Source organism: Sphingobium sp. (assembly GCF_035511395.1).
In the GTDB taxonomy this organism is placed as follows: domain Bacteria; phylum Pseudomonadota; class Alphaproteobacteria; order Sphingomonadales; family Sphingomonadaceae; genus Sphingobium.
This window is the reverse complement of record NZ_DATKFP010000117.1, coordinates 1-2,818: the sequence shown is the minus strand read 5'-3', so window position 1 is coordinate 2,818 and position 2,818 is coordinate 1. Positions and strand designations below refer to the sequence as shown.

Genomic DNA, 2,818 nt, shown 5'->3' with positions numbered 1-2,818 from the left:
TGGGCGATCCCATCAATAGCATGTAGCCATCCGGACTCGATTTGGCGACTGCCTGGGTTCCGATTGCTCCCGAGGCGCCGGAGCGGTTCTCGACGACCACCGATTGCCCCAGGCTGCTGGTGAGCTTCTGCGCCAGCACCCTGCCGATGATATCCAGCGACCCGCCCGGCGGATATGGCACCACCAACCGCACAGGCTTGTCCGGGTAGGCGGTGTCGGCCGCCATCCCGGTGCCGAAGGCGGCGGCGAACACACACGCGATACCGCCACGAACCCACCATCCAGACAGACGCATGAGTTTCTCCAGGGAGAGAATCGTTGCTGGCGGCCATGATCCACGGCCACCAAATACCACCTAAAAAGCAATGACTAAAATATGGTACTCAAATTACCTATTTTATTGCCTTTAGTCAACGATCCCTGCGAGAAGAACGATGCCGTCCTCTGGAATACCCCTATTTCCTCATTGAGGCTTGACCCCCAGCTCAGCGAACAACGAACCCTTGGTTTCGTAGCTCTTGCGCGCCTCGGCGGCAAAGGCGGCGCTTCTCATGGGCACCACCGCCGCGCCTTGTTTCTGAGCCGCCGTCTGGTATTCCTCGGTCTGCACCGCCTTGATGCACATGCTCTCGAGCTTGGCGATCACCGGCTTGGGCGTCTCGCGCGGGGCATACAGCCCCTGGTAGCCGGTGAAGAAATTGGCATAGCCCAGCTCGACCACGGAAGGCACGTCGGGCAGCGCGGGATGCCGGCGGTCCCAGAACACCGCCAGGGGCCGGACATCGTTGCGGGATGCCACCGACACCACCGAGTTGATGGTGAACTCCAGATCGCCGGCCAACAGCCGCAGCAGATTGGGGCCGTCGCCGCGATAGGCGATGTCCTGCACCTGTATGCCCGCCTGCCTGGCCAAGGTCAGCATGTTGAGATGGACGTCGGTATAGGTTCCGGAATGCCCATAGTTGAATTTCCCCGGCTGCTTGCGCGCCGCTTCGACCAGATCCTCCAATTTCTTGTAGGGAGAATCGGCGCGTACCGCAAGCACGAAGGCATTGACGTTGAGTTGGCAGACGAAGTCGAAGGAAGCGAACGTGTAGGACAGGTCCTTCTGCGTATAAGGCAGGTTCGTCATGACGATGGAAGGACCGATCATCAATGTGTAGCCATCGGGCTGCGCCCGGGCCACCGAGGCGGCGCCGATCGCGCCGGAGGCTCCTTCGCGATTGATGTAGACGAATTGCTCTCCGCCGATCTTGCTCATCGCCATGGCGAACACCCGGAACAACGAGTCCGTTCCGCCGCTGCCGAAGGGATAGATCAGTTGAACCGGCCGCGCCGGATACGTGTCCTGCGCCGCCGCCGGCCCACCGAGAGAGAACAGTACAGCGAACAACCCTGCCCATTTGACGCTCTTCATGATGCGACACACTCCGTAGTTGGTTTGTCCCTGTCCCTGCCCTTTAGGCATCGACGCGCTGCACCTTGGTCGACGGCCAGATACGGCCATACAGATATGTCAGGATCTCGCCGCAAGTGATCGGACGATCCCCGGCCACCGAAGTGGCGAACCGGGGCATCTCGGCAGCCTTCTCCCGGTCCGGATTGGACAGCAGCGGCGTGATCACCGCATCGAAATCCGGCGTGGCGAAGAAAGGCATGGAGTAGCGTTCCAGGCCATAGCGATTGATGACGCGATGCGGCGTGGCGGCATACATGCCATCGGTCCAGATCTTCATCATTTCGCCGATGTTCATCACGAAGCTGCCGCGCAGCGGCGGGACGGTGATCCAGTCGCCCGCCGGGCTGAGGATTTCCAGGCCGCCGACCTCGTCCTGGGCAAGGAAGGTGAAAGCCCCGGAATCCGTGTGGGGCCGGGTGCCCAGGTGATCGCCCGACTCCGTGGGTTCCTGGGGCGGATAATGCATGATGCGCAGTTGCATCATGGGGCACTGGAAATAGCGGGTGAACGAATCCGGCGGCAGGTCAAGGCCGACCGCGAACATGCGCAGAAACGTCTGCGACAGCGCCGACATGTCGCGGAAGTAATCGAGCATCGCAACCTTGAGCTCGGGCAGGGATGCCGGCCACTGGTTGGCGCCATGAAGAGGCTTGCCCGCCGATACGGCCGGATGATCCGGCGGCAACTCGGTATGGATCTGGAAGGCCTCGTGCAGGTTGCCCTTCAGACTCGGATCCGCGCCCATCATCTTGAACGGCAGATAGCCGCGATATTTGTCGGACAGCGCCAGCCGGATCGCCATCTTCTCTTCCAGGGGCAGCGCGAAGAATCGCCTGGCCACGTCGAACATCGCGTCGATACGGCTCGCGGGCATGCCGTGATTGACGACGTAGAAGAACCCCATGGTGTGCGAGGCCTCGGCAATGCGATGAGCGATGTCGCGGTACACCGCCGGGTCGCCGGACTTCAGGACTGACAAGTCGATGACGGGCACCTCGTGGGCAAAGACTTTCTTGAACTCTGGTAAGGCCATGATCATCCCCAATCAAATGCGGGCCCCGCCCGCGCCGACTACACAAGAAGCCTGGGCAATGCGCTAGCCCGGCGCCCCCTCGCGGGCGGCCGCTACCTCCTTGGCCAGCCGCATGCAGGTCATCGCCGCCGGAAAGCCGCAATAGACGGCCGCATGCAGGAATACCTCGGCCACTTCCTCCATCGTCATGCCGTTGTTGATGGCTCCGCCGATGTGCGTCTTCAACTCGGTGGGCCGGTTTTGCGCGGCAAGCATGGCGATGGTCGCCAGACTGCGGTCGCGCAGGCTGAGCTGTCGGCGCGACCATATGTCCCCCCAGGCGAACT

4 protein-coding genes are annotated in these 2,818 nt (G+C 61.9%); all 4 read right to left on the bottom strand.

The window, feature by feature from the left end; translation table 11 throughout:
- Nucleotides 1-295, bottom strand: a 295-nt coding sequence (locus VMR39_RS07460) for a Bug family tripartite tricarboxylate transporter substrate binding protein (RefSeq protein WP_325415344.1), incomplete at its 3' end; no start/stop codon positions are given.
- Between the two features lie 168 nt (nt 296-463).
- Entirely contained in the window at nt 464-1,417 is a 954-nt protein-coding gene (locus VMR39_RS07455; RefSeq protein WP_325415343.1) for a tripartite tricarboxylate transporter substrate binding protein, read from the bottom strand.
- A gap of 43 nt (nt 1,418-1,460) precedes the next feature.
- Nucleotides 1,461-2,492 (bottom strand): isopenicillin N synthase family dioxygenase, encoded by a 1,032-nt coding sequence (locus VMR39_RS07450; RefSeq protein ID WP_325415342.1) that lies wholly within the window; start codon nt 2,490-2,492, stop codon nt 1,461-1,463.
- Between the two features lie 63 nt (nt 2,493-2,555).
- The coding region (locus VMR39_RS07445; RefSeq protein ID WP_325415341.1) for a carboxymuconolactone decarboxylase family protein at nt 2,556-2,818 on the bottom strand (263 nt) is incomplete at its 5' end.